25 protein-coding genes are annotated in these 25,132 nt (G+C 59.6%); all 25 read left to right on the forward strand.

Annotated elements, in window-relative coordinates; translation table 11 throughout:
* The first annotated feature begins 7 nt into the window (after positions 1-7).
* The gene (gene pseB, locus AACY11_RS15025) at positions 8-1,009 is read left to right on the forward strand and encodes a UDP-N-acetylglucosamine 4,6-dehydratase (inverting) (RefSeq protein ID WP_339432622.1); all 1,002 of its coding nucleotides are present in this window, start codon (positions 8-10) and stop codon (positions 1,007-1,009) included.
* Positions 1,006-2,163, forward strand: coding sequence for a UDP-4-amino-4,6-dideoxy-N-acetyl-beta-L-altrosamine transaminase (gene pseC, locus AACY11_RS15030; protein WP_339432621.1), 1,158 nt, complete (start codon positions 1,006-1,008; stop codon positions 2,161-2,163). Before pseB ends, pseC begins: the two co-directional genes overlap by 4 nt.
* A 31-nt stretch (positions 2,164-2,194) precedes the next feature.
* Positions 2,195-2,815 (forward strand): pseudaminic acid biosynthesis-associated methylase, encoded by a 621-nt coding sequence (locus tag AACY11_RS15035; RefSeq protein ID WP_339432620.1) that lies wholly within the window; start codon positions 2,195-2,197, stop codon positions 2,813-2,815.
* Positions 2,812-3,507, forward strand: a complete 696-nt coding sequence (pseF, locus tag AACY11_RS15040; protein WP_339432619.1) for a pseudaminic acid cytidylyltransferase — start codon at positions 2,812-2,814, stop codon at positions 3,505-3,507. Before AACY11_RS15035 ends, pseF begins: the two co-directional genes overlap by 4 nt.
* Positions 3,504-5,009, forward strand: a complete 1,506-nt coding sequence (gene pseG, locus AACY11_RS15045; protein ID WP_339465199.1) for a UDP-2,4-diacetamido-2,4,6-trideoxy-beta-L-altropyranose hydrolase — start codon at positions 3,504-3,506, stop codon at positions 5,007-5,009. The genes pseF and pseG overlap by 4 nt, the downstream gene beginning before the upstream one ends.
* Complete coding sequence (gene pseI, locus AACY11_RS15050; RefSeq protein ID WP_339465200.1) at positions 5,002-6,054, forward strand: pseudaminic acid synthase; 1,053 nt, start codon at positions 5,002-5,004, stop codon at positions 6,052-6,054. The genes pseG and pseI overlap by 8 nt, the downstream gene beginning before the upstream one ends.
* A 226-nt stretch (positions 6,055-6,280) precedes the next feature.
* Positions 6,281-7,207, forward strand: coding sequence for a ketoacyl-ACP synthase III (locus AACY11_RS15055; protein ID WP_339495108.1), 927 nt, complete (start codon positions 6,281-6,283; stop codon positions 7,205-7,207).
* An 87-nt stretch (positions 7,208-7,294) separates the two neighbouring features.
* Positions 7,295-8,584, forward strand: a complete 1,290-nt coding sequence (locus tag AACY11_RS15060) for a motility associated factor glycosyltransferase family protein (RefSeq protein ID WP_339432615.1) — start codon at positions 7,295-7,297, stop codon at positions 8,582-8,584.
* On the forward strand, positions 8,581-8,847 hold the full coding sequence (locus AACY11_RS15065) for a hypothetical protein (RefSeq protein ID WP_339432614.1): 267 nt from the start codon (positions 8,581-8,583) through the stop codon (positions 8,845-8,847). The genes AACY11_RS15060 and AACY11_RS15065 overlap by 4 nt, the downstream gene beginning before the upstream one ends.
* A gap of 242 nt (positions 8,848-9,089) precedes the next feature.
* Positions 9,090-9,950, forward strand: a complete 861-nt coding sequence (locus tag AACY11_RS15070; protein WP_339432613.1) for a flagellin domain-containing protein — start codon at positions 9,090-9,092, stop codon at positions 9,948-9,950.
* Between the two features lie 73 nt (positions 9,951-10,023).
* A complete protein-coding gene (locus AACY11_RS15075; protein ID WP_339432612.1) occupies positions 10,024-10,380 on the forward strand; it encodes a flagellar protein FlaG in 357 nt (118 codons plus the stop codon).
* Between the two features lie 82 nt (positions 10,381-10,462).
* Positions 10,463-11,911 (forward strand): flagellar filament capping protein FliD, encoded by a 1,449-nt coding sequence (gene fliD, locus AACY11_RS15080; protein ID WP_339432611.1) that lies wholly within the window; start codon positions 10,463-10,465, stop codon positions 11,909-11,911.
* A gap of 129 nt (positions 11,912-12,040) precedes the next feature.
* On the forward strand, positions 12,041-12,439 hold the full coding sequence (gene fliS / locus AACY11_RS15085) for a flagellar export chaperone FliS (protein ID WP_141128979.1): 399 nt from the start codon (positions 12,041-12,043) through the stop codon (positions 12,437-12,439).
* 11 nt (positions 12,440-12,450) lie between these two features.
* Positions 12,451-12,747 carry a flagellar protein FliT gene (locus tag AACY11_RS15090; protein WP_339432610.1) on the forward strand — a complete coding sequence of 99 codons (297 nt, stop codon included), beginning with the start codon at positions 12,451-12,453 and terminating at the stop codon, positions 12,745-12,747.
* Between the two features lie 172 nt (positions 12,748-12,919).
* Entirely contained in the window at positions 12,920-14,395 is a 1,476-nt protein-coding gene (locus AACY11_RS15095; protein WP_221731983.1) for a sigma-54 dependent transcriptional regulator, read from the forward strand.
* 128 nt (positions 14,396-14,523) lie between these two features.
* Complete coding sequence (locus AACY11_RS15100) at positions 14,524-15,717, forward strand: sensor histidine kinase (protein WP_339432671.1); 1,194 nt, start codon at positions 14,524-14,526, stop codon at positions 15,715-15,717.
* Between the two features lie 5 nt (positions 15,718-15,722).
* Positions 15,723-17,114, forward strand: a complete 1,392-nt coding sequence (locus tag AACY11_RS15105; RefSeq protein WP_339432670.1) for a sigma-54-dependent transcriptional regulator — start codon at positions 15,723-15,725, stop codon at positions 17,112-17,114.
* A gap of 128 nt (positions 17,115-17,242) precedes the next feature.
* A complete protein-coding gene (fliE, locus tag AACY11_RS15110; protein ID WP_221731982.1) occupies positions 17,243-17,572 on the forward strand; it encodes a flagellar hook-basal body complex protein FliE in 330 nt (109 codons plus the stop codon).
* Between the two features lie 15 nt (positions 17,573-17,587).
* Positions 17,588-19,375 carry a flagellar basal-body MS-ring/collar protein FliF gene (gene fliF, locus AACY11_RS15115; RefSeq protein ID WP_339432609.1) on the forward strand — a complete coding sequence of 596 codons (1,788 nt, stop codon included), beginning with the start codon at positions 17,588-17,590 and terminating at the stop codon, positions 19,373-19,375.
* Positions 19,368-20,387 (forward strand): flagellar motor switch protein FliG, encoded by a 1,020-nt coding sequence (gene fliG / locus AACY11_RS15120; protein ID WP_007920042.1) that lies wholly within the window; start codon positions 19,368-19,370, stop codon positions 20,385-20,387. The genes fliF and fliG overlap by 8 nt, the downstream gene beginning before the upstream one ends.
* A 4-nt stretch (positions 20,388-20,391) precedes the next feature.
* Positions 20,392-21,195, forward strand: coding sequence for a flagellar assembly protein FliH (gene fliH, locus AACY11_RS15125; RefSeq protein WP_339495109.1), 804 nt, complete (start codon positions 20,392-20,394; stop codon positions 21,193-21,195).
* Positions 21,185-22,543 carry a flagellar protein export ATPase FliI gene (fliI, locus tag AACY11_RS15130; protein ID WP_339432607.1) on the forward strand — a complete coding sequence of 453 codons (1,359 nt, stop codon included), beginning with the start codon at positions 21,185-21,187 and terminating at the stop codon, positions 22,541-22,543. Before fliH ends, fliI begins: the two co-directional genes overlap by 11 nt.
* Before the next feature lie 6 nt (positions 22,544-22,549).
* Positions 22,550-22,999: a flagellar export protein FliJ gene (gene fliJ / locus AACY11_RS15135; RefSeq protein WP_339432606.1), complete on the forward strand. Its 450-nt coding sequence runs from the start codon at positions 22,550-22,552 to the stop codon at positions 22,997-22,999.
* A gap of 110 nt (positions 23,000-23,109) precedes the next feature.
* Positions 23,110-23,415 (forward strand): STAS domain-containing protein, encoded by a 306-nt coding sequence (locus AACY11_RS15140; protein WP_221731977.1) that lies wholly within the window; start codon positions 23,110-23,112, stop codon positions 23,413-23,415.
* Positions 23,416-23,420: 5 nt separating this feature from the next.
* A complete protein-coding gene (locus tag AACY11_RS15145; RefSeq protein WP_339495110.1) occupies positions 23,421-25,124 on the forward strand; it encodes an ATP-binding SpoIIE family protein phosphatase in 1,704 nt (567 codons plus the stop codon).
* Positions 25,125-25,132 lie beyond the last annotated feature (8 nt).

The following is a 25,132-nucleotide window of genomic DNA, read 5'->3' on the forward strand; positions in this document are numbered from 1 at the left end:
TCAATACATGTTCAACGGAAAATCGATCTTCATCTCCGGCGGCACCGGCTCGTTCGGGCGCAAATTCATCGCCCGTCTGCTTGAGCAATACCAGCCCAAGCGCGTGGTGGTGTTCTCCCGTGACGAGTTGAAGCAATACGAAATGCAGCAGACGTTCAACGCACCATGCATGCGTTACTTTCTCGGTGACGTGCGCGACGCCGACCGCCTGCGTCAGGCCATGCGCGGCATCGACTACGTGGTGCACGCGGCGGCGCTCAAGCAGGTGCCGGCGGCGGAGTACAATCCGACCGAATGCATCCGCACTAACGTCAATGGCGCGGAGAACATCATCGCCGCCGCCATCGACAACGGCGTGAAAAGGGTTGTGGCGCTGTCCACCGACAAGGCCGCCAGCCCGATCAACCTGTACGGTGCGACCAAGTTGCTCTCGGACAAGCTGTTCGTCGCCGCCAACAACATTGCCGGCGAACAACAAACCCGTTTTGCCGTGGTGCGCTACGGCAACGTGGCGGGCTCGCGGGGGTCGGTGGTGCCGTTCTTCAGCAAGCTGATTGCCGACGGTGCGCAGCAGTTGCCGATTACCGACGAACGCATGACGCGGTTCTGGATTACTCTCGACCACGGCGTGCAGTTTGTCCTCGATAGCTTTGCGCGCATGCACGGCGGTGAGGTGTTCGTGCCAAAGATCCCGTCGATTCGCATCGTCGATCTGGCGCGGGGCATGGCTGAACACTTGCCGCACAAGAACGTCGGCATTCGCCCCGGCGAAAAGCTCCATGAGTTGATGGTGCCGCTGGACGATGCGCGGATGACCCTGGAGTTCGAAGACCACTACACCATCCAGCCGTCGATCCGCTTTACCAGCGTCGATGTCGATTTCTCCATCGACAAGCTCGGCGAACGTGGCCGGCCAGTGAGTGAAGATTTCGAATACCGCTCCGACACCAATCCGCACTACCTCTCGGTCGGGCAAATCGCCGAGCTGCACGCGAAGTTGTCGGCATGATTCCCTACGGTCGCCAGAGCGTTGATCAGGCGGACATCGATGCGGTGGTCGAGGTGCTGCAATCGGACTGGCTGACCCAGGGTCCGAGCATCGAGCGCTTCGAGCAGGCGATGGCCGAACGTTGCCAAGCCGACTTCGCGGTAGCGGTGAGTAACGCCACGGCGGCGCTGCACATCGCCTGCCTCGCTGCCGGCCTTGGTCCGGGCGATCGCTTGTGGACCACGCCGAACACCTTTCTGGCCTCGGCCAACTGCGGGCGCTATTGCGGCGCCGACGTGGATTTCGTCGATATCGATCCGCTGACGTGGAACCTCGATGCCTTCGCCCTCGAAGCGAAGCTCGATCAGGCCGAGCAGGACGGCACGTTGCCCAAAGTGCTGGTGGCGGTAGCGTTTTCCGGGCAGAGCTGCGATATGCGCAAGATTGCAGAACTGGCCGAGCGCTATAACTTCACCGTGATCGAAGATGCCTCGCACGCCGTGGGCGCCCGCTATGCCGGGCGTCCGGTGGGTTGCGGGGAGTTTGCGGCGATGACCGTATTCAGTTTCCACCCGGTGAAGATCATCACCAGTGGCGAAGGCGGCATGGTGCTGACCAATCGTCCGCAACTGGCCGAGCGCTTGCAACGCCTGCGCAGCCACGGCATGACCCGTGACCCGCAACAGATGAGCGAACCCAGTCACGGCCCGTGGTATTACCAGCAGATCGAGCTGGGCTTCAATTACCGGATCACCGATTTGCAGGCGGCGCTGGGCCTGTCGCAACTGAACAGGCTGAATGGGTTCATCGCCCGTCGCCGCGAACTGGCGGCGCGCTACGACCGTTTGCTGGCGTATCTGCCGCTGACCTTGCCTAGCGCGCAGCCGGAGGCGGAGTCGGCGTGGCACCTGTACGTGGTGCGCTTGCAGACCGAGCGCATCGGTCTGCCCCACCGTCAGGTGTTCGAAGGCTTGCGTGCCGCCGGCATCGGCGTGAACCTGCACTATATTCCTGTGCATTTGCAGCCGTACTATCGCGACCTGGGTTTTGCCGAAGGTGACTTCCCCGAAGCCGAGCGTTATTACGCCGAGGCGATCAGCCTGCCGCTGTATCCGTTGCTCAGTGATGAGCAGCAGGATCATGTGGTCGAGCAATTGCGCCGGCTGACCGAATAAATCCCGCTACGGCGGCGAGTGAGACTGTGTAATGCGTGATCTGAGTGAGCAGGAAAAATTCTGGCAGGGCGATTTCGGCAATCAGTACGTCGATCGCAACGTCGGTCAGCCGCTGGTAGCGGCCAACCTGGCGTTGTTCGCCAAGGCCCTGAGCCGCGCAGGGCGCATCGACAGCGTGGTGGAACTGGGCACCAATGCCGGCAACAACCTGCAGGCGCTGCATCAACTGCTGCCGCAAAGTGAACTGTTCGGGGTCGAGATCAACGAAAGCGCCTGCGCTCAGGCGCGGGCACTGGGTATCGCGCAGATCTGGCACGGCTCGCTGTTCGACTTTCCCCGCGAGCGCAGTTACGACCTGACCCTGAGCAAAGGCGTGTTGATCCATCTGGCGCCGGAGTTGCTGCCGACTGCCTATGCGCAGCTGTACGCGTTGAGTCAGCGCTACATTCTGATCGCCGAGTACTACAACCCGGCGCCGGTGGAAGTGTCTTATCGCGGCAACAGCGGCAAACTGTTCAAGCGCGATTTCGCCGGGGAAATACTTGATCGCTATCCGGATCTGCAACTGCTCGATTACGGTTTCGTCTACCACCGCGATCCGCAGTTCCCGGCGGACGATGTCACCTGGTTCCTGCTGGAAAAACGCCCTTGAGCAACGTCGCAATCATCCCGGCGCGCGGGGGCAGCAAACGCATCCCGCGCAAGAACCTGTTGCCGTTCGACGGCGTGCCGATGATTGTCCGTTCGATCCGTACGGCGCTCGACAGTGGCCTGTTCGAACAGGTCGTGGTCAGTACCGACGACGCCGAAATTGCCGAACTGGCGCTGGCCCATGGCGCGCAAGTGCCGTTCTTGCGTCCGGCTGAACTGGCGAATGATTTCACCGGCACCGCTGCGGTGATCACGCATGCCTTGCAGCAGCTCCCGGCCTTCGATTACGCCTGCTGCGTGTACGCCACCGCGCCCTTGTTGCAGGCGCGCTTTCTGCGTCAGGGCTTAGGGTTGCTGCAGCAGCATCCGCAGAAGTCGTTTGCGTTTTCCGTGTGCAGCTTTGGTTTCCCCGTGCAGCGGGCGCTGACGGTGGACGGGCAGGGTGCGCTCACTGCGTTGTACCCGGAATTTCGCGATACCCGCTCGCAGGATCTGCCCGAAGCGTTTCAGGACGCCGGCCAGTTCTACTGGGGCCTTAGCGAGGCTTGGCTGCGCGGTGAGGTGCTGTATTCCCCCGCGAGCCTGCCGGTTATTGTGCCGCGGCATCTGGTGCAGGACATCGATACGCTGGAAGACTGGAAACGCGCCGAATACCTCTACGCCGCGCTCAAGGCCGGCGGAGAACTTCAATGAGAGTGCTGATCCGCGCTGACGCCTCGCCGACCATCGGCAGTGGCCATATTGCCCGTTGTCTGACGCTGGCGCGGGTGCTGCGCAAGCAGGGTAGTCATGTCGCGTTTGCCTGCCGGCGGTTGTCGGGGCATCGGCTCAATTCGCTGAGCGATGAGGGTTTTGAAACCTTCGCGTTACCGGACTTTTACCCCGACGAAGACCCCCAGCAGGCCATCGAATCGATGCTGCCGTGGCAGGCCGATATCGATGCATTGGCATCGTTGCTGGAGGGGCATACCGGGTTCGACTGGATCATCGCCGACCATTACGGCCTCGATCATCACTGGCAAACCGCGGCCCGTCGCTGGGCGCCACGGATCGCGGCGGTGGACGATCTCGCCACCCGTCATTACAGCGTCGATCTGCTGCTCAATCAGAATCTGTCCGGAGTCACCGAGAACTACGCGCCGCGGCTGCCCGCCGATTGCCGCATTTTGCTCGGTCCACGCTACGCCATGTTGCGTGAAGAGTTCGTGTGTCCGGCCATCGAGATCAAACCCAAGGCCCGTCGGGTGCTGGTGAATTTTGGTGGTTTCGATGTAGCGATGCAGACTCATCACGCGATGCTCGCGCTGCAGGATTTCACTGATCTGGAAGTGGATTTCGTCGCCGGTGCAGACAATCCGGCCTGGGAGCAAATGCAGGCACTGGCCGAAACACGGCCGCACTGGCGCCTGCACAGTTTCGTCAGCGATTTCCAGCAGCGCATGATCGGCGCCGATCTGTTCATCGGCGCCGGTGGCGGCACCAGTTGGGAGCGCGCGGCCCTGGGCCTGCCAACCCTGTGCATCGCAGTGTCGAACAATCAGCAGGCCAACGGCGAAGTGATGGCGGCGGCGGGGGCGCATGTGTTCATGGGCGCCCGTGAGCAGGTCAGCGTCGAACAACTGCGCGACGCCATCGGTTTTGTCGTCGACAATTTTTATCTGCGCCAGAGCTTGTCGGAACGTTCGCGGCAACTGGTGGATGGGCGCGGTGCGTTGCGGGTGGCGGCGGCGTTGGCCGGTGCGGTGCTCAAGCTGCGCACGGCGACGCTCGATGATGCGCACTTGCTGTTCGACGGGCGCAATGCCGAGACTGTGCAGTGCTGGTCGCTGGACAGCGGCGCGATCGCGTGGCCGCAGCATTTGCACTGGCTGAATGGGAGCCTGCGCAATCCGCATCGCTTGCTATTGATCGCCGAGGCCGATGACGGTCCGGTCGGCGTCTTGCGTTATGACCTGCGTGGCTTTGAGGCCGAAGTTTCGCTCTACCTGCTGGAGGGACGGTTCGGTCTTGGCTGGGGCAGGGCGCTGCTGGCGCGAGGTGAGGTGTTCGTCCATGCACACTGGCCGCAGTTGAGAGCCATTACGGCGCAGGTCCTGCCGGACAATCGTCCCTCTTTGAATGTGTTTAGTGACGCCGGATTCACCCAAAGTGCCTGCGCGTTCACCAAGGTTTTGAAGGATCACCGCGATGAGTAGTTTCAAAATTGGCGAGCGTCTGATCGGTGCCGATGCGCCGCCATTCATCATTGCCGAAATGAGCGGCAACCATAACCAGTCGCTGGCGGTGGCTCTGCAGATTGTCGAGGCCGCCGCCAAGGCAGGCGCCCATGCCTTGAAGTTACAGACCTACACGGCGCAGACCATGACTCTGGATCTGGCCGAGGGTGAGTTTTTCATCAAGGAACCAAACAGCTTGTGGGCCGGTACTTCGCTGTACGATCTGTACGAGAAGGCCCACACCCCGTGGGAGTGGCACGCGCCGATTTTTGCCCGGGCCAAAGAGTTGGGCATGCTCGCGTTCTCGACGCCGTTCGATGCCACGGCGGTGGACTTTCTCGAAAGCCTCGATGTGCCGGCGTACAAGATCGCCAGTTTCGAAAACACCGATCTGCCGTTGATCCGCCGTGTGGCTGCGACCGGCAAACCGCTGATCATCTCCACCGGCATGGCCAGCATCGCTGAGCTGGATGAAACCGTGCGCGCCGCCCGCGAGGCCGGGTGCAAGGATCTGGTGCTGCTCAAATGCACCAGCACTTACCCGGCGACCCCGCTCAACAGCAATGTGCGTACGATCCCGCATCTGCGGGAATTGTTTGATTGTGAAGTGGGGCTTTCCGATCACTCCATGGGGTTGGGCGTATCGGTGGCCGCCGTGGCACTCGGGGCGACAGTGGTGGAAAAGCACTTCACCCTCGACCGTTCGGCAGGTGGTGTGGATGCCAGTTTCTCGCTGGAGCCCGCAGAGCTGGCCAGTCTGGTCATCGAAACCGAGCGTGCCTGGCAGGCCATGGGGCAGGTGCATTACGGCGTCACCGAAGTCGAACGCAAGTCACTGGTCTATCGGCGCTCTCTATATGTGACTGCCGACATGGCTGCCGGCGAAGCCTTTTCCGGTGACAATCTGCGCGCCATTCGGCCCGGCCTTGGCCTGGCGCCCAAGCACGCCGATGCTGTCCTCGGGCGTCGCGCTCGCGCACCGATCAAGCGTGGTACGCCGCTGGATTGGTCGTTGGTCGAATAACCCAATCTGCATCCGATTCGGCAAAATAGCGTGACCTGCGAGTCATAACGCGCATCTTCACTGTATTGTATTGAGCGGGGAGATGGCGCCTGGCCGTGTATCGGTTTCAGTGACAGCCCTATGCGCTCCCCGTGGCTGCCCGTTGTGGCAGCCATTTTCTGTTTGTCGGCGCCCCTCGAATCCTTGCGAGCGGTGGTTTTGGGCTGTTTTATATTGGGAAGCCGTAATGATTGGCATAAAAAGCATTGCGAGCTACGTTCCTGTAGCCGGCGTGGACAATTACGCACAAGGTGCAAAATTCGAGAAGGATGAAGAATTCATCCTCGGTAAAATCGGTTCGGCCTTCCTGCCGCGCAAAGATGCTGAACAGGAAACCTCCGATCTGTGTGTGGAAGCGGCCAATGCGCTGTTTGCCAGCAACCCTGAACTGAAGCGTGAATCGATCGACGCACTGATCGTCGTCACTCAGAACGGTGACGAAGAAGGCCTGCCGCATACTGCTGCAATCGTCCAGGACAAACTCGGTCTGCCGACTAATGTCGCGGCGTTCGATATTTCCCTGGGCTGCTCCGGTTACGTCTACGGCATCTATGCGATCAAGGGCTTCATGGAAGCCGCCGGCCTGAAGAACGGCCTGCTGATCACCGCTGACCCGTATTCGAAAATCGTCGACCCGGAAGACCGCAACACCACCATGCTGTTCGGCGATGCCGCCACCGCTACCTGGATGGGCGAAGACCCTGCCTGGGCGCTGGGCAAGGCGAAGTTCGGCACCGACGGTTCCGGTGCGCCGCACCTGAAAGTGACCGATGGCGTGTTCTTCATGAACGGGCGTCAGGTGTTCAACTTCGCGCTGCTCAAAGTCCCGGCGCACTTGCATGAACTGCTCGACGATTCCGGCCTCAAGGCGGACGACATCGACGCCTTCTGCATTCACCAGGGCAGTGCGGCGATTGTCGATGCGGTGGCCCGGCGTTTCGAAGGTGAGCCTGAGAAGTTCATCAAGGACATGGTCGAGACCGGCAACACCGTGTCGTCGAGCATTCCGTTGCTGCTGGAAAAACATTCCCTCGACTCGCAGTGGCAGCGCGTTGCGCTGAGCGGTTTCGGGGTCGGTCTGTCGTGGGGGTCGGCGATCATCTATCGTCCATGAGCCAAGCAAAAAACGGCGGATACAAAAATAGCGTTCAAGGTTACCCTTGAACGCTATTTTTTTGCCTGAAAGGGAGCGCGAGGCGCCATGAAGGAGTTTTTTCAAGCCAATGCCGAGGTGTTGCAGCGGCGCTGGCCGGCGCTGTTCGAGCGACTGCTGGCTGAAGACAGTGCGGCCCTTGCAGCTCAGTTGATTGAGGGGCTGGGCTCGACGCTCAGCATTAATGGCGTTCAACTCACTAGCCGTCACGATCGCCTCCAGGAGGCGCATACTCAGGCGGCCAGTCTGCCGGACAAGGCGCAATTACACGTCTACGGCACCGGTCTCGGTGATTTACCTGCTGTGCTGCTTGAGCGTGACCGATTGCAACGTTTGTACGTGCATATCCTCAATGGAGCGTTGTTCGCACTGGTGGTGCAATTGCTCGATCAGCGCGGATGGCTGGAAGATCCACGCGTCGAGTTATTTTACGCCGCTGATCATCTGGACTTTTTCACGCCGTTCTTCGCGCTGCCTGCCGAGATGCTGCTGGCCGATGATTACAACGCCAAGATCCGCGATCGGTTGGTGAACGAAGTCCATCTGAGGTTCAACAATCGCGAGTTCGACGCGCAGTCGCCGTTCATTCAACAGCGTCTGCAGGATTGCCTGCCAGTGCTGCTGGGTGATGACGATGTGGCGCAGTTATTCGGTACCTGCACCGATCGCGAGATCTACGTGATCGGCACCGGACCGACCCTGGAAGGGCACTTTGAACGATTGGCTGCGCTGCGGGCTCAGGCTCAGCGCCCGCTGTTCATTTGTGTCGACACGGCTTATCGGCCGTTGATTGAGCGCGGGATCGTGCCGGATCTGGTGGTGACCATTGATCAGCGGATCAGCTTGCGTCATTTGCCGTTCGAGGCGTCCGACGGTATCGCGCTGGTGTATTTGCCCATGAGCGACCCCGAGGTTTTGCGGGCCTGGAAGGGTAAGCGCTATGGCAGTTACTCGGCCAGCCCGGTGTATGCCGGGTTGCGGGAGCAGCATCCGCGGGCATTGCTGCATGTCGGTGGAAGCGTGATTCACCCGGCCGTTGATCTGGCGGTGAAAATGGGCGCGTCTCGTCTCACGCTATTTGGCGCCGATTTCGCCTTTCCGATGAACAAGACCCACGCTGGCTGGAGCGATGGCGATCTGGGGCCTGGGGTCAGTCAGGCGCGGCACTGGGTGCGCGACGGGTATGGCCAGCGAGTCAGCACCCAGCTCAACTTCCGCGGTTACCTGTGCGTGCTGGAGCGTTACATCGCTGCGCATCCGCACGTTGAGTTTTTCAATAGCAGCAGGGCGGGTGCGCTGATCGCCGGAACGCAATTCAATCAGGAGTTCGTGCAATGACGGCGATGCAAAAGTGTATCGGCGAATGCCGTCAGTGTGCTGGTCTGTTTCGGCTGGGGCGGGATGTCGAGGCGGGGTTGAGCATGGTCGATGTCTTCGAAGGTGCGCAGCAGTTGCTGCTCTCGGCGCCTGCCGATGTCCAGCAAATGTGGGCGCAGGTGCTCACGCAAATGCTCGATTGTCAGGAGCGCCAGGACTGGTTGGGACTGGCCGACTATATGGAGTACGAACTGCTCGACTTGCTGGAAAGTGTCCTGGTCTGAGCCCGGCGACTGCGCTGGCCCGCAGGTTTGCGCCGAAGTCGGTTTTATGACGTCATTTTTTCGCGGCTCAATTACTGCTAAGTCTTTGTTTTCTCGGGGGTGGCAGGGTGATGGCAAATTTTTTTCAAAAAGCCCTCAAGCAACCTGCAATCCCGACGATAACTATTACGAAGGTTCTCTAGGCCATACCCGGCGGTTGCCAGGGCCGGAAGCCGCAGTACCCAACCAACGAGGAATTCGTCATGGCTTTAACAGTAAACACCAACACCACATCGTTGAACGTTCAGAAAAACCTGAACCGCGCTTCCGACGCTCTGTCGACTTCGATGCAGCGCCTGTCTTCCGGCCTGAAAATCAACAGCGCTAAAGACGACGCTGCTGGCCTGCAGATCTCGAACCGTATGTCTTCGCAGATCCGTGGTAACACCCAAGCTATCCAGAACGCCAACGACGGTATCTCCGTTGCTCAGACCGCTGAAGGCGCTCTGCAAGCTTCGACCGACATTCTGCAGCGTATGCGTGAACTGGCTGTTAAAGCACGTAACGGTACCAACGGCACTGCTGACCAGACCGCTACCAACGCTGAATTCGCTCAGATGTCTGACGAAATCACCCGTATCTCCGCTGCTACCAACCTGAACGGCAAAAACCTGCTGGACGGTTCGGCTGGTACTGTGACCCTGCAAGTGGGTGCAAACACCGGTTCGGCTAACCACATCGACCTGGTACTGAGCTCCAAGTTCGACGCCGTCAGCCTGTCCGTAGGTAGCGGTACTGTAGTTCTGACCGGTACTTCGGGTACTGGTGCTGGTTCTGCTTCGGACAACATCGATAACGCGATCACTGCAATCGACGCCGCTATCGCTGCAATCGGTGCAACTCGTGCCAGCCTGGGTGCTTCGCAAAACCGTCTGACCAGCACCATCCAGAACTTGCAGAACATCACCGAGAACACCACTGCTGCACAAGGTCGCGTACAAGATACCGACTTCGCCGCAGAGACTGCTAACCTGACCAAGCAGCAAACCCTGCAACAGGCTTCGACCTCTGTTCTGGCTCAAGCCAACCAACTGCCTTCCGCTGTACTGAAGCTGCTTCAGTAATTTCGGATAGAGTTTGGGCGGGGGGGTGCGCTGGTCGTGCTCTCTCGCCTTTTTACGTCAAGAGGTGATGGGTATGGACATGAGCTTAAAGCTTAACGTGTCTTATCCGGTTCCCAAGCCAGTAACGCCGGTCGCTGACAAACCGTCAGAGACGCCTGAAGTTGCCAAGACTGAAGCGCCGGTCGTTGCGAAGAGTCAGGGTTCGGACGACGCCAAGTTGAAACTGGCGGTGCAGGAGATCGAAAAGTTTGTACAGTCGATCAAGCGCAATCTGGAGTTTTCCATCGATGAACACTCCGGAAAGGTCATCGTCAAGGTGATCGCAAGCGAGACGGGTGAGGTCGTTCGACAGATTCCCTCCGCAGAAGCCCTCAAGCTGGCAGACAGTCTTGCCAATGCGAGCCACGTTCTGTTCGATGCCAAAGTCTGATAGCTGGCATGAATAATGTTTGTACGTTCTCAGGACGCGTGTAACGGTCAAAAGAATGGCAACAATCTGAAGGGAGATGCACATGGCAAGTCCAATTCTACCGGGTTCCGGACTGGGTTCCGGCCTGGACATCGGCGCGATCGTGACCGCGCTGGTCAACGCCGACAAGTCTGCCAAGCAGACGCAGATCGACACTCAGACGAAAACTAACTCGCTGAAGATTTCCGGTGTCGGTTCGCTGAAAAGCGCACTGGCGGCGTATCAAAAGGCGATGACCGACCTTAATAAAGCGTCGAGCCCGGCATTTGCCGGTTTTACCGCAACGTCGGACACACCAACGATTGTTGGTGCGACATCGGACAAAACGGCTGTACCGGGTACTTACAGCGTTGTTGTGAAGAACCTGGCCACCGGCTCGAAAGTGGCCAGTGCCGCATTTGCCGGCGGTGCCGCCAGTGCCATTCCGAGTGGTACTCTGAAAATCAGTCAGAATGGCATTGATTACAATGTTGCGGTTCCGGCCAATGCCACCTTGCAGTCCACGCGGGACGCGATCAACACGGCGCAGGCCAGCAACGGTATTTCCGCCAACATAGTGACCGATAGTAGCGGTTCTTCGCGCCTGGTGCTGAGCTCGAACAAGACTGGCGCCGGCATGGACCTGCAGGTCAGCGGTATCGCTGGTCTTGAGATCGATGGCACCCAGGAAATGGGTGACAATCCGGCGGCAGGCGCTTCCGGGGCGGTTGGTAAGGTGGCCAAAGATGCCAACCTCACCATTGACGGGCTGGCGGTCAGCAGCAAGACCAACACGGTGACGGGCGCAATCAGCGGTATGACGCTGAATCTGGTTGCTGCGAGCCCTGTCGTCAACGGCACGGCAACCCCGGCGACGGTTTCGGTTGCGACCAATACCGCCGGTATCCAGGCGTCGCTGCAGACGTTCATCGATGCCTATAACACCCTGAGGAAAACCGTCGACACGCTGTCCAAGGCGACGCCGGACGCCGATGGCAAGCTGACCGTTTCATCGGCTTTCACCGGTGACGCGTTGCCGCGCTCGTTGATGGCAGATGTGCGTGCTCAGCTGACTGATCCGGGGGCTGGTGGTCAGGGGCAATTGTCCGTACTGTCGCAGATGGGTGTTCTGACTGACAGCAAAACCGGTTTGCTGGCGCTCGACACGGCGGTGTTCAACAAGCGTATGGAACTCCCGGGCATGGCCGGTCAGGTTCAACAGCTGTTCAGTGGTACCGACGCCAAAAACGGTCTGTTGGCACGCATGAACGCGGCGGTTGATCCGTACGTCAAGACCGGTGGCCTGCTCGATCAGCGCAGTTCCAACCTGACGAACCTCACCACTGCCCTGCAAAAGCAGCAGACGGCCCTGGACTTGCGCGTCGATAACCTGACGAAGACGTTGACGGCCAAGTACAACGCAATGGACCTGCTGGTCGGGCAGATGAAAGCAACGGCAAGTAATATCACGTCGTTCTTCAGCTCCCTGAACGCTCAGCAGTCCGCGAAGTAACAGGCGGTAACGACAAAAACCCGGCTACGCTTTATCGGCGTGCGCCGGGTTTTTGTCTTTTGATCTAAAGTTCTGTGATTCGTTGGCGATAAACTGGTTATACGAGTCATTGTGGCAATGAGGTAGAACATGAATCCGATGTTAGCCCTTCGGCAGTACCAGAAAGTCGGCGCACACGCTCAGACATCCGAAGCGAGCCCGCACCGTCTGGTGCAAATGTTGATGGAAGGTGGACTGGCCCGTATCGCTCAGGCCAAAGGCGCCATCGAGCGCAAGGACATTCCTGGCAAGTGCACTTCGATCAGCAAGGCGATTGGCATTGTCAGCGGCCTGCGCGAAGGCCTCGATCTGGAGAATAGCGCAGACACCCTGGCTGATCTGGATGGGCTGTATATCTACATGATGAAGCGCCTCGCCGAGGCGAACATCAGCAGCGATCCGCGCATTCTCGATGAGGTTGCAGGCTTGCTGGGTACGGTGAAAGAAGGCTGGGATGCCATTGCTCCTGTGCCGGCACCGCAGTTCTGAAGGAGATCGTCATGAGTCTAGTATTGCAGCGAATCGCCGATACCCGTGAAGCGTTGGTCACTGCGCTGGCCGAACGCAACTGGGAAGCCATTGGCGAGCTGGATCTGGCGTGCCGTTCCTGCATGGAAGACGTCATGGCTGAAGCTGCTCTGGATGAAGACGCGTTGCGCAACAATCTTGAGGAGTTGCTCCATGTCTACAAGGCGCTTCTTGAGGCGGCGATGGGTGAGCGGCAGGCGATAGCCAGCGAAATGTCGCAGATCACCCAAGCGCAAAAGGCGGCAAAGGTTTACCATCTGTTTGGTTAATTAACCCCCAGTTAATCCAGGCATGTGCGCCATAAATTTGACTGTGCACGGTTTTTTGACTTAACTAGTGGCTGTTTTCAGATTTCAGGCGTCTACAGGCACATGGTGTCCTGCAAGCGTCTCGCTTGCCCCTTATTTTGGGCATTGAGTTGACTAGGGAAGTTGCTATTGCATGTGGCGTGAAACCAAAATTCTGCTGATCGATGACGATAGCGTCCGCCGCCGCGACCTGGCGGTGATCTTGAATTTTCTCGGCGAAGAAAATTTACCCTGCGGCAGCCATGACTGGCAGCAGGCGGTCGGCTCTTTGTCGTCTAGTCGTGAGGTCATTTGCGTACTGATCGGGACGGTCAATGCTCCTGGTGCGCTTTTTGGCTTGCTAAAGACACTCGCAACCTGGGATGAGTTCCTTCCGGTTTTGCTGATGGGCGATAATTCTTCCGTCGACTTGCCTGAAGACCAGCGTCGCCGCGTGCTTTCGACCCTCGAAATGCCGCCGAGCTACAGCAAGTTGCTTGACTCGCTGCACCGCGCCCAGGTCTATCGCGAAATGTATGACCAGGCCCGCGAGCGCGGTCGTCATCGAGAACCCAATCTGTTCCGCAGTCTCGTCGGCACCAGCCGTGCGATCCAGCACGTGCGTCAGATGATGCAGCAAGTGGCCGACACCGACGCCAGCGTGCTGATCCTCGGCGAGTCCGGCACCGGCAAGGAAGTGGTCGCGCGTAACCTGCATTACCATTCCAAACGTCGTGACGCGCCGTTCGTACCGGTCAACTGCGGGGCGATCCCGGCAGAGTTGCTGGAAAGCGAACTGTTCGGTCACGAGAAGGGCGCCTTCACAGGTGCCATCACCAGCCGAGCCGGCCGTTTCGAACTGGCCAATGGCGGCACGCTCTTCCTCGACGAAATCGGCGACATGCCGCTGCCGATGCAGGTCAAGCTGCTGCGCGTGTTGCAAGAGCGTACGTTTGAGCGCGTGGGCAGCAACAAGACCCAGAGCGTTGACGTGCGCATCATCGCCGCGACCCACAAGAACCTCGAAAGCATGATCGAGATCGGTACTTTCCGCGAAGACCTCTACTATCGCCTGAACGTGTTCCCGATCGAGATGGCGCCGTTGCGCGAGCGCGTCGAAGACATTCCGCTGCTGATGAACGAACTGATTTCGCGCATGGAGCACGAAAAACGCGGTTCGATCCGTTTCAACTCGGCGGCGATCATGTCGCTGTGCCGTCACGCCTGGCCGGGCAACGTCCGTGAGCTGGCCAACCTGGTGGAGCGCATGGCGATCATGCATCCGTACGGGGTGATTGGTGTGGTCGAATTGCCGAAAAAATTCCGCTACGTCGATGATGAAGACGAGCAAATGGTCGACAGCTTGCGCAGCGATCTCGAAGAGCGCGTGGCAATCAACGGCCATACGCCAGACTTCACCGCGAACGCCATGCTGCCGCCAGAAGGCCTGGACCTGAAGGACTACCTTGGTGGTCTCGAGCAGGGCCTGATCCAGCAGGCGCTCGACGACGCCAACGGCATCGTGGCGCGGGCTGCCGAGCGCCTGCGCATTCGGCGTACCACGCTGGTGGAAAAGATGCGCAAATACGGTATGAGCCGGCGCGATGGAGACGAACAGGCGGATGATTGACGCCTGTTTTTCAACCTCTTCATTTATAAGCAGTTTTTTTTAGGCACGGGTATTGCTACATCCCTCGCAACGTTCCGTTTCACTGACGGTCAGCAAAGCGAGAGATCACAATGCCCCAAGCCGCCCAGATGTCTTCTGCCTCCAGTCCCGAGGGGCAACCGTCCTCCGTAGAGCAGGCAAGCCGGCAGGGTCTTGAGCAGGCCTTCGCGCTGTTCAGTCAGATGTCCAGTCAGTTGACTGACTCCTACAGCATGCTTGAAGCGCGGGTTACCGAGCTCAAGGGTGAGCTGGCCGTGGTCAGCGCTCAGCGCATGCAGGAGCTGGCGGAAAAAGAGCGTCTGGCCAATCGTCTGCAAAACCTCCTGGATCTGTTGCCCGGCGGCGTCATCGTGATCGATGGCCACGGCATTGTGGTCGAAGCCAACCCGGCGGCCATCGAGTTGCTCGGTTTGCCACTGGAGGGCGAACTGTGGCGCCATGTCATCGCGCGTTGCTTCGCCCCGCGTGAAGACGACGGTCACGAAATCTCTCTGAAAAACGGTCGGCGCCTGTCGATTGCCACGCGCTCGCTGGATGCCGAGCCGGGGCAATTGGTGCTGCTCAACGACCTGACCGAAACCCGTCACCTGCAGGATCAACTGGCGCGCCATGAGCGCTTGTCTTCGCTGGGGCGCATGGTGGCCTCGCTGGCTCACCAGATCCGCACGCCGCTGTCGGCTGCATTGCTCTATGCCAGTCATTTGACCGAGCAGGAGCTGCCGGTCGCCACCCAGCAGCGTTTTGCCGGGCGCCTGAAAGAGCGTCTGCATGAGCTGGAGCATCAGGTGCGCGACATGCTGGTGTTCGCTCGTGGTGAATTGCCGCTGACTGATCGCCTTACGCCCAATGCCTTGATGCAATCGTTGCAAGCGGCCGCGTTGACCCATGTGCAGGATTTGCCCATTCGCTGGCAGTGCGACAGTCATGTCGGCGAGTTGCTGTGCAATCGCGACACGCTGGTCGGGGCCCTTTTGAATCTGATCGAAAACGCGATTCAGGCCAGCGCCGCCGTTGTGCGCTTGAAAGTGCATTGCTACACCCGCGACAACACGCTGCGGTTGTGCATCAGCGACAGCGGCAGCGGGATCGAGCCGTCGGTGCTGGAGCGCCTCGGTGAACCGTTTTTTACCACCAAAGTCACCGGCACAGGCCTCGGTCTGACCGTGGTCAAGGCTGTGGCCCGGGCGCATCAGGGAGAATTGCAGCTGCGTTCGCGTGTCGGGCGCGGCACGTGCGCGCAGGTGATCCTGCCGCTGTTTTCCGCTGTACAGGGAGCTGAGTGAGCATCATGGGTATCAAGGTTCTGCTGGTCGAGGATGACCGTTCGTTGCGTGAGGCGCTGGCCGATACACTGCTGTTGGCCGGTCATGATTACCACGCAGTCGGCAGTGCTGAAGAGGCGTTGACGGCGGTGGCGCGCGAAGCGTTCAGTCTGGTGGTCAGTGACGTCAACATGCCAGGCATGGACGGTCATCAATTGCTTTCGCTGCTGCGCGCCCGCCAGCCGCAATTGCCGGTGTTGCTGATGACGGCGCATGGCGCCGTGGAGCGTGCCGTCGATGCGATGCGCCAAGGCGCCGCTGATTATCTGGTCAAGCCGTTTGAGCCTAAAGCGTTACTCGATCTGGTGTCGCGCCATGCGCTGGGCAGCCTCGTTACCGGCGACGTCGAAGGCCCGATTGCTGTCGAACCGGCCAGCGCGCAGTTGCTCGAATTGGCCGCGCGGGTCGCGCGCAGCGATTCAACCGTGTTGATCTCCGGCGAGTCCGGCACTGGCAAAGAGGTGCTGGCACGCTACATTCATCAGCAATCCCACCGCGCCAATCAACCGTTTATTGCGATCAATTGCGCCGCGATTCCCGACAACATGCTTGAAGCAACGTTGTTCGGTCACGAGAAGGGCTCATTCACGGGGGCAATTGCGGCGCAGGCTGGCAAATTCGAACAGGCCGACGGCGGCACGATCCTGCTCGACGAAATCTCCGAGATGCCCCTCGGTCTGCAGGCCAAGCTGTTGCGTGTGCTGCAAGAGCGCGAAGTCGAGCGAGTCGGTGCGCGCAAGCCGATCAGCCTGGATATCCGGGTGGTGGCCACCACTAACCGCGATCTGGCAGGTGAGGTGGCGGCGGGGCGATTCCGTGAGGATCTTTTCTACCGCCTGTCGGTTTTCCCCCTGGCCTGGCGTCCACTTCGCGAGCGCACTGCCGATATCTTGCCGCTGGCTGAGCGGTTGCTGGCCAAGCACGTCAATAAAATGAAGCATGCCGCGGCGAAACTCTCGCCCGAGGCGCAAGCATGCCTGACCGGATATCCATGGCCGGGCAACGTGCGTGAACTGGATAACGCCATTCAGCGTGCACTTATTTTGCAGCAGGGCGGTTTGATTCAACCGCAGGATTTCTGCCTGGCCGGTGCCGTGACGTTCGCCGCTTTGCCGGTGGCAGCGCCAGCGCCACAAATGATTCGTGAAGTTGAAATCGACGCGGATTCGGCCGGCGCCTTGGGCGATGACCTGCGTCGCCGGGAGTTTCAGATGATCATCGATACCCTGCGCACTGAGCGTGGGCGACGCAAGGAAGCGGCGGAAAAACTCGGCATCAGTCCGCGCACCTTGCGTTACAAGCTGGCGCAAATGCGCGATGCGGGGATGGATGTCGAAGGCTATCTGTTCGCCACTTGATCTGAACCGCAACGCTTTGAAAACGCTTTTCTCAAAAGGCTGCCCCTGAGCTGGCACCCTTGTTGCTAACACCTGTGTACCCGCCGAGTGAGTGTCAAAAAATTGCGGGCCGCCAAAGAGAGTAGACCATGAGCCAAGGTATTGAATTTAATCGGTTGATGATGGACATGAAGGCCATGAAAATGGATGCCATGTCTGCGCCGAAATCGACAGCCGCTGTCCCTGAACTGGCTGGCAGCAGCTTTTCCGACATGCTCGGTCAGGCGATCAACAAAGTCAGCGATACCCAGCAGGCGTCGAATCAGTTGGCTAACGCTTTTGAAATCGGTAAAAGCGGCGTCGATCTGACGGACGTGATGATCGCTTCGCAAAAAGCCAGCGTGTCGTTCCAGGCTCTGACCCAGGTACGCAACAAACTGGTTCAGGCATATCAAGACATCATGCAGATGCCGGTTTAAGGACGAGATTGAGTCATGGCAGAAGCAGTCGCCGATAATGTTCCGGCCAAGGCCACCCCGATAGACGGCAAACCGCCGCTGTTCGGTCTGTCCTTCCTGGAAAACCTCTCCGAGATGACCATGCTGCGTCAGGTAGGCCTGTTGGTCGGCCTGGCTGCGAGTGTGGCGATTGGCTTTGCCGTGGTGTTGTGGTCGCAGCAGCCGGATTACCGTCCGTTGTACGGCAGCCTTGCCGGCATGGACGCCAAACAGGTCATGGACACCCTGGCCTCCGCCGACATCCCTTATACCGTCGAGCCGAATTCCGGCGCCTTGCTGGTCAAGGCCGATGACCTGTCCCGTGCGCGGATGAAACTCGCTGCCGCTGGTGTCACTCCCAGCGACGGCAATATCGGTTTCGAGATCCTCGACAAGGAACAGGGGCTGGGCACCAGCCAGTTCATGGAAGCGACCCGTTATCGTCGTGGCCTGGAAGGTGAACTGGCGCGCACCATTTCCAGCCTGAACAACGTCAAGGGTGCTCGTGTGCACCTGGCGATTCCGAAGAGTTCGGTGTTCGTGCGTGATGAGCGCAAGCCGAGTGCCTCGGTTCTGGTTGAACTGTACTCCGGTCGTTCGCTGGAGCCAGGTCAGGTGGTGGCGATCATCAACCTGGTGGCGACTTCCGTTCCCGAGCTGAGCAAATCGCAGATCACTGTCGTTGACCAGAAGGGCAACCTGCTCTCTGATCAGGCGGAAAACTCCGAAATGACCATGGCCGGCAAGCAGTTCGATTACAGCCGCCGCATGGAAAGCATGCTCACCCAGCGCGTGCACAACATTCTGCAACCGGTACTGGGCAACGACCGCTACAAGGCCGAAGTCTCGGCCGATATCGATTTCAACGCCGTCGAATCCACTGCCGAACAGTTCAACCCGGATCAACCGGCGTTGCGCAGCGAGCAGTCGGTCAACGAGCAGCGTACCGCCAGCAACGGCCCGCAAGGTGTGCCAGGGGCGCTGAGCAACCAGCCGCCGTCGCCAGCTTCGGCGCCGCAAACCACCGGTGGTGCTGCCACTGCGGCTGGCATGATCCAGCCAGGTCAACCATTGGTTGATGCCAACGGTCAGCAGATCATGGACCCGGCCACCGGCCAGCCGATGCTCGCGCCGTACCCGGCTGACAAGCGTCAACAATCCACCAAGAACTTCGAACTCGATCGCTCCATCAGCCACACCAAGCAGCAGCAGGGTCGCCTGAATCGGCTGTCGGTGTCGGTGGTGGTCGACGATCAGGTCAAGGTCAATGCGGCCAACGGGGAAATCACCCGCGCGCCGTGGAGCGCCGATGAATTGGCGCGCTTCACCCGTCTGGTGCAGGACGCCGTCGGTTTCGACGCCAGCCGTGGCGACAGCGTCAGCGTGATCAACATGCCGTTCTCCGCCGAGCGCGGCGAAGTGATTGCCGATATTCCGTTCTACTCCCAGCCATGGTTCTGGGACATCGTCAAACAGGTGCTGGGTGTGTTGTTCATCCTGGTGCTGGTGTTTGGTGTGCTGCGTCCGGTGCTCAACAACATCACCGGCGGCGGCAAAGGCAAGGAGCTGGCCGGTTTGGGCAGCGACGTGGAACTCGGTGGCATGGGCGGCCTGGACGGCGAACTTTCCAACGACCGCGTAAGCCTCGGTGGTCCGCAGAGCATTCTGTTGCCGAGCCCGAGCGAGGGTTATGACGCGCAGCTAAATGCAATCAAGAGTCTGGTGGCTGAAGACCCGGGTCGCGTGGCTCAGGTCGTGAAAGAGTGGATTAACGCAGATGAGTGATAACCGAGCCGCTACCGTCAAACTGAACAAGGTCGACAAAGCCGCGATTCTGCTGCTGTCCCTTGGCTCGACCGATGCTGCGCAAGTGCTGCGCCACATGGGGCCCAAAGAGGTTCAGCGTGTGGGTGTGGCCATGGCGCAGATGGGTAACGTCCATCGCGAGCAGGTCGAGCAGGTCATGAGCGAGTTCGTCGACATCGTCGGCGACCAGACCAGCCTGGGCGTCGGTTCCGACGACTATGTGCGCAAAATGCTCACCCAGGCCCTGGGTGAAGACAAGGCCAACGGCCTGATCGACCGCATCCTGCTCGGTGGCAACACCAGCGGCCTGGACAGCCTGAAATGGATGGAGCCGCGTGCCGTTGCCGACGTCATTCGTTACGAGCACCCGCAGATCCAGGCCATCGTGGTCGCGTACCTCGATCCGGATCAGGCCGGTGAGGTGCTCGGCAACTTCGATCACAAGGTGCGTCTGGACATCATCCTGCGCGTCTCGTCGTTGAACACCGTGCAGCCAGCGGCACTGAAAGAACTGAACCAGATTCTCGAGAAGCAGTTCTCCGGCAACTCGAACGCCTCGCGCACCACCCTGGGTGGCATCAAGCGTGCGGCGGACATCATGAACTTCCTCGACAGCTCGATCGAAGGGCAGCTCATGGACTCGATCCGCGAAGTCGACGAAGACCTGTCCGGTCAGATCGAAGACCTCATGTTCGTGTTCAACAACCTGGCCGATGTCGACGACCGCGGCATTCAGGCGCTGCTGCGCGAAGTGTCTTCCGACGTGCTGGTGCTGGCCCTCAAGGGTTCGGACGAAGGCGTCAAAGAGAAGATCTTCAAGAACATGTCCAAACGTGCGGCCGAACTGTTGCGCGACGACCTCGAGGCCAAAGGCCCGGTGCGTGTCAGCGACGTGGAAACGGCACAGAAAGAAATCCTCACCATTGCCCGTCGAATGGCCGAAGCCGGCGAGATTGTGCTCGGTGGCAAGGGCGGCGAGGAAATGATCTAAGCCCATGGACAAGCATGACGATGTGACGGATCTGATCCGTGCCCGGGATGTTCGCAGTTTCGAGTCCTGGGCACTGCCCAGTTTCGATCCGCCGAAACCGGAACCCGAGCCGGAGCCGGAGCTCGAACCGCCGGAAATGGAAGAAGTGCCGCTGGAAGAAGTCCAGCCACTGACCCTGGAAGAACTCGAAAGCATCCGTCAGGAGGCCTACAACGAGGGTTTCGCCATCGGCGAAAAAGAGGGTTTTCACAGTGCCACGCTCAAGGTGCGTCAAGAGGCCGAAGTGGCCTTGGAGGCTAAACTTGTCAGCCTTGAGCAATTGATGGGGCATCTGTTCGAGCCCATCGCCGAACAAGACACGCAGATCGAAAAGTCGTTGGTCGACCTCGTACAGCACATCACCAAACAGGTGATCAAGCGCGAGTTGGCCATCGACTCGAGCCAGATCGAACACGTCATGCGCGACGCCCTCAAGCTGCTGCCGCTGGGCGTCGATAATGTGCGCTTGTACATCAACCCTCAGGACTTCGAACAGGCCAAAGCCCTGCGCGAGCGTCATGAGGAAACCTGGCGCATCGTCGAGGACGAATCCTTGATGCCGGGTGGGTGCCGCGTTGAAACCGAGCAAAGCCGAATCGACGCGAGCATTGAAACCCGCGTCACTCAGGTCATGGACAAGCTGTTCGATCAGTTGCACGAACAGGCTCTGCACCCGGCCGCGCCGGACTTGAGTCTGGATATCCCTGAGGACGCCAAACCGGTGGCGGCCCCAGACGAGTCGCTCGCGGACGCCACCGATGCGCCTTGAACGCACCAGTTTCGCCAAGCGCCTGAGCACTTATGCCGAGGCCACTGAAATGGCCGGTGCGCCCATTCTCGAAGGTCGCCTGCTGCGGATGGTCGGCCTCACGCTGGAAGCCGAAGGCCTGCGCGCAGCCATGGGCACGCGCTGCCTGGTGATCAACGACGACAGCTATCACCCTTCGCAGGTTGAAGCGGAAGTCATGGGCTTCTCCGGTAGCAAAGTCTTTTTGATGCCGGTCGGCAGCGTCGCCGGTATCGCCCCGGGCGCCCGTGTGGTACCGCTGGCCGATACCGGTCGCTTGCCGATGGGCATGAGCATGCTCGGTCGTGTGCTCGACGGCGCCGGTCGCGCGCTGGACGGCAAGGGCGGCATGAAAGCCGAAGACTGGGTGCCGATGGACGGCCCGACGATCAACCCGCTCAACCGTGACCCGATCAGTGTTCCACTGGATGTGGGCATTCGTTGCATCAACGGTTTGTTGACGGTCGGTCGGGGGCAGCGACTGGGCCTGTTCGCCGGTACCGGTGTCGGTAAATCCGTATTGCTGGGCATGATGACTCGCTTCACTGAGGCCGACATTATCGTCGTGGGTCTGATCGGTGAGCGGGGTCGTGAAGTCAAGGAGTTCATCGAGCACATTCTCGGTGAAGAAGGCCTCAAGCGTTCGGTGGTGGTGGCCTCGCCAGCGGACGATGCGCCGTTGATGCGTCTGCGCGCAGCCATGTACTGCACGCGGATCGCCGAGTATTTTCGCGACAAGGGCAAGAACGTTCTGTTGCTGATGGATTCGTTGACCCGTTTTGCCCAGGCCCAGCGGGAAATCGCCCTGGCCATCGGCGAGCCGCCCGCGACCAAGGGGTATCCGCCGTCGGTGTTTGCCAAGTTGCCCAAGTTGGTGGAGCGCGCCGGTAATGCGGAGAAGGGCGGGGGATCGATTACCGCGTTCTATACCGTGTTGTCCGAAGGCGATGACCAGCAGGACCCGATTGCCGACTCGGCCCGAGGCGTACTTGACGGCCACATCGTGCTGTCCCGGCGCCTGGCCGAGGAAGGACACTACCCGGCCATCGATATCGAAGCGTCGATCAGTCGGGTAATGCCAGCGGTGGTGTCGTCGGAACACATGCAGCGCGCGCAGTATTTCAAACAGCTATGGTCGCGTTATCAGCAGAGTCGCGATCTGATCAGCGTCGGCGCTTATGTTGCAGGTGGTGACCGCGAGACCGATCTGGCGATTTCCCTGCAACCACAATTGGTCAGGTATCAGCGTCAGGGGCTGAACGACAGCATCAACATGGGGGAGAGCCAAGCCTATCTTGAAACCCTCTTCGCGCCAGCGGCGGGCGGATAACCGGCCATGGCTGTCAGCCGAGCAGCGCGCCTGGCGCCGGTAGTGGACATGGCCGAGCAAGCCGAGAAAACCGCCGTGCAGCGTTTGGGCTATTTCCAGGGGCAAGTGAAGGTAGCCGAAAGCAAGCTCGCCGACCTGCATGCCTTTCGCCTGGATTACTCGCAGCAATGGATTGTGCGCGGCAGCACCGGTGTTAGCGGGCAATGGCTGCTAGGGTTTCAGGGGTTTCTGGCGCAACTCGACACCGCCGTTGATCAGCAGCGCCAGAGCCTGGTCTGGCATCAGAATAATTTGGACAAGGCGCGTGAGGCTTGGCAGCAGGCCTTCGCCAAAGTTGAAGGCCTGCGCAAACTGGTGCAGCGCTATCGCGAGGAGGCGCAGCGCCTTGAAGACAAACGCGAGCAGAAGTTGCTCGACGAGTTGTCCCAACGTCTACCCCGACATGATCCTTACTAAAAATAAGTACCTCAAGCTCGTACATGTATTTGATCGTGTATTGCGCCTTGCTCCTGCGCATGCCAAGTGCTAAACCTTGTACACGTTCGCAATGACAAGGAAGCCAGTCAATGTCAGTCGTTAGAGAAGTATCTCCTGATGGTCAAAAACTGACGATCTGGATTAAGGGGCGGTTCGATTTCGATCGTCATAAGGATTTTCGCGATTCTTATGAGACGCTCAGCCCTAAGCCTGAGTCCATTGTGGTCGACCTCAAAGACGCCACCTATCTCGACAGCTCTGCACTAGGCATGCTGCTCCTGCTGCGTGATCACGCGGGCGGCGATCACTCGGATGTGCGGGTGGTTAACAGTAGTTGCGATGTGCGCAAGATCTTCGCCATCTCCAATTTTGACAAGCTCTTCGACATCAGTTGACGACCATGCAGGCGCAAGAGCCGCTGACGATCCTGATCGCCGAAGACAGCGCCGCTGACCGGTTGCTGCTGTCGACCATCGTTCGTCGTCAGGGCCATGAAGTGCTCACGGCGGCCAACGGTGCCGAAGCCGTCGATATTTTCCGCCGTCAGCAACCCAGTCTTGTCCTGATGGACGCGATGATGCCGGTGATGGACGGTTTCGAGGCCGCGCGACAGATCAAGGCGCTGGCAGGGGAAACCCTGGTGCCGATCATCTTCCTCACGTCGCTGATCGAAAGTGAAGCCCTGGCGCGTTGCCTTGAGGCTGGGGGTGACGACTTTCTGGCGAAGCCCTACAACCAGGTCATCCTCGCCGCCAAAATCAAGGCGATGGATCGGTTGCGCCGTTTGCAGGCCACTGTGCTGCAACAGCGTGACCTGATTGCCAAACATCACCATTATTTGCTCAACGAGCAACGTGTCGCCAAAGCGGTGTTTGATAAGGTCGCGCATTCCGGTTGTCTGAGTGCGCCGAATATCCGCTATTTGCAATCGCCCTATGCGCTGTTCAATGGTGACCTGCTGCTGGCGGCGCACACCCCCGCGGGCGACATGTATTTGCTGTTAGGCGATTTTACCGGCCACGGTTTGCCGGCCGCGGTGGGTGCCATGCCGTTGGCCGAAGTGTTTTACGGCATGACGGCCAAGGGCTACGGCCTGGCCGAAACCCTGCGAGAGATGAATGCCAAGCTCAAGCGTATTTTGCCGGTGGACATGTTTTGCTGCGCAACGCTGCTGTGCCTGAGTTTCCAGAGGCGTTCGGTGGAGGTCTGGAACGGCGGCATGCCTGACGGCTATCTGCACCGGATTGCCAGCGGCGAGCGTATTCCGTTGGCCGCGCAGCATCTGCCGCTGGGCGTTCTGAGTCCGCAAGCGTTCGATGACAGTACGCAAGTCTATCCGATGGCTGTCGGTGATCGGGTTTTCCTGTTGTCCGACGGGGTGATCGACACCAGCAATGCCCATGATCAACTGTTCGGTGTCGAGCGTTTGCAGCAGGTGTTTGCTGCCAATCGCGAGCCTGATCGGTTGTTCGAGGATATCGAGCGGGCGCTGTGCGATTTTCGTGGTGAGGCGCGTGATGACGTGAGCATGGTCGAGATCAGCCTGCTGGAGCCAGTGCAGGCCAATCCTTCGCAGCCGATGTATTCGGACAGCGGCCAGTCGTGCCCGCTGGACTGGTCGGTGAGCTTCGAGTTTCGCGGCGCTACGCTCAAGCGTTTCAATCCATTGCCATACCTGTTGCAGTTGCTGCTCGAAGTGCATGGGTTGCGAGCGCAAAGCGGCGCGTTGTACAGCGTGCTCGCCGAGTTGTATTCCAATGCACTGGAGCACGGAGTGTTGGGGCTGGATTCCAGTCTCAAACGCGATGCTGCCGGATTCGCCCGCTACTATGAACAGCGCAATGCGCGTCTGGAAGCATTGCAGGACGGTTATGTCCGCGTACATCTACAGGTGCAGCCGCAAGGTTCAGGTGGCTGTCTGGTCATTCGGGTTGAAGACAGTGGCAAGGGGTTTGATGTTGCCCGGGTGATGGATCGGCCAATCGAAGATGTCCGTCTGTCGGGGCGTGGTGTCAGCTTGATCCGCCAATTGGGGCGCAACGCGAGCTGGTCGGACCAGGGCCGTAGTGCCCGCGTGGAATTTTCCTGGGGGGTTGGTGCATAATCCGCGCA

This window comes from Pseudomonas sp. RA_105y_Pfl2_P56 (assembly GCF_963970845.1).
GTDB lineage: Bacteria > Pseudomonadota > Gammaproteobacteria > Pseudomonadales > Pseudomonadaceae > Aquipseudomonas > Aquipseudomonas baetica_A.

Bases quoted from the DNA above. Each gene is read 5' to 3' on its own strand.
- fliE (WP_221731982.1), top strand. From the start codon at position 17,243: ATGAGCCAAGGTATTGAATTTAATCGGTTGATGATGGACATGAAGGCC.
- AACY11_RS15060 (WP_339432615.1), top strand. From the start codon at position 7,295: ATGAAGGAGTTTTTTCAAGCCAATGCCGAGGTGTTGCAGCGGCGCTGG.
- AACY11_RS15070 (WP_339432613.1), top strand. From the start codon at position 9,090: ATGGCTTTAACAGTAAACACCAACACCACATCGTTGAACGTTCAGAAA.
- fliI (WP_339432607.1), top strand. From the start codon at position 21,185: ATGCGCCTTGAACGCACCAGTTTCGCCAAGCGCCTGAGCACTTATGCC.
- AACY11_RS15065 (WP_339432614.1), top strand. From the start codon at position 8,581: ATGACGGCGATGCAAAAGTGTATCGGCGAATGCCGTCAGTGTGCTGGT.
- pseG (WP_339465199.1), top strand. From the start codon at position 3,504: ATGAGAGTGCTGATCCGCGCTGACGCCTCGCCGACCATCGGCAGTGGC.
- AACY11_RS15140 (WP_221731977.1), top strand. From the start codon at position 23,110: ATGTCAGTCGTTAGAGAAGTATCTCCTGATGGTCAAAAACTGACGATC.
- pseB (WP_339432622.1), top strand. From the start codon at position 8: ATGTTCAACGGAAAATCGATCTTCATCTCCGGCGGCACCGGCTCGTTC.
- pseI (WP_339465200.1), top strand. From the start codon at position 5,002: ATGAGTAGTTTCAAAATTGGCGAGCGTCTGATCGGTGCCGATGCGCCG.
- AACY11_RS15145 (WP_339495110.1), top strand. From the start codon at position 23,421: ATGCAGGCGCAAGAGCCGCTGACGATCCTGATCGCCGAAGACAGCGCC.
- AACY11_RS15075 (WP_339432612.1), top strand. From the start codon at position 10,024: ATGGACATGAGCTTAAAGCTTAACGTGTCTTATCCGGTTCCCAAGCCA.
- AACY11_RS15055 (WP_339495108.1), top strand. From the start codon at position 6,281: ATGATTGGCATAAAAAGCATTGCGAGCTACGTTCCTGTAGCCGGCGTG.
- AACY11_RS15095 (WP_221731983.1), top strand. From the start codon at position 12,920: ATGTGGCGTGAAACCAAAATTCTGCTGATCGATGACGATAGCGTCCGC.
- fliJ (WP_339432606.1), top strand. From the start codon at position 22,550: ATGGCTGTCAGCCGAGCAGCGCGCCTGGCGCCGGTAGTGGACATGGCC.
- AACY11_RS15090 (WP_339432610.1), top strand. From the start codon at position 12,451: ATGAGTCTAGTATTGCAGCGAATCGCCGATACCCGTGAAGCGTTGGTC.
- fliF (WP_339432609.1), top strand. From the start codon at position 17,588: ATGGCAGAAGCAGTCGCCGATAATGTTCCGGCCAAGGCCACCCCGATA.
- fliD (WP_339432611.1), top strand. From the start codon at position 10,463: ATGGCAAGTCCAATTCTACCGGGTTCCGGACTGGGTTCCGGCCTGGAC.
- fliH (WP_339495109.1), top strand. From the start codon at position 20,392: ATGGACAAGCATGACGATGTGACGGATCTGATCCGTGCCCGGGATGTT.
- pseC (WP_339432621.1), top strand. From the start codon at position 1,006: ATGATTCCCTACGGTCGCCAGAGCGTTGATCAGGCGGACATCGATGCG.
- AACY11_RS15105 (WP_339432670.1), top strand. From the start codon at position 15,723: ATGGGTATCAAGGTTCTGCTGGTCGAGGATGACCGTTCGTTGCGTGAG.
- fliS (WP_141128979.1), top strand. From the start codon at position 12,041: ATGAATCCGATGTTAGCCCTTCGGCAGTACCAGAAAGTCGGCGCACAC.
- AACY11_RS15100 (WP_339432671.1), top strand. From the start codon at position 14,524: ATGTCTTCTGCCTCCAGTCCCGAGGGGCAACCGTCCTCCGTAGAGCAG.
- fliG (WP_007920042.1), top strand. From the start codon at position 19,368: ATGAGTGATAACCGAGCCGCTACCGTCAAACTGAACAAGGTCGACAAA.
- AACY11_RS15035 (WP_339432620.1), top strand. From the start codon at position 2,195: ATGCGTGATCTGAGTGAGCAGGAAAAATTCTGGCAGGGCGATTTCGGC.